Source organism: Pseudomonas sp. No.117 (assembly GCF_054558395.1).
In genome coordinates this window covers 1-388 of the sequence record NZ_BAAJNP010000024.1, presented here as the reverse complement: position 1 = coordinate 388, position 388 = coordinate 1, and the positions used below count along the sequence as shown (strand labels likewise).

The following is a 388-nucleotide window of genomic DNA, read 5'->3' as shown; positions in this document are numbered from 1 at the left end:
AGTCTTGCCCGATTGCCAAGGGCGCGGCACCAGGCCGACGAAGGCGGTGCACTATCGGGCACTGCCGAAGTCACGGCTGTGCAGCAGGGCCAGCAGATGCCGTGACAGCACCTCGCCGATTCCGCCGATGCTCTGCAGCAAGGTGCGGTCGCGCTTGAGCTCATCGTGTCGGTCAATGTGGTTGTCGATGTCCTGACGCACGCGCTCGGCCTCCTGTTGCAACGCCTTCACCAGGTTGTCGATGGAAGCCAGCACGCCCAGGCTGCCGCTGACCGCGGCCTTTTCGCGGCGATTGAGCTCACACTGCAGATCCTCTTGCAGGGCTTCATGGCGGGCAATAAGAGCCTTGAGTTCGCGGACCTCGCGTCGCTCCGGCGTCCAGGGCCGC

At 64.9% G+C, this 388-nt stretch carries 1 pseudogene; it reads right to left on the bottom strand.

The annotated features are described in order from the left end of the window. Positions 1–51: 51 nt before the first annotated feature. Positions 52–388: pseudogene (locus tag ACYJP6_RS24180) on the bottom strand (IS110 family transposase); the annotation flags it as partial.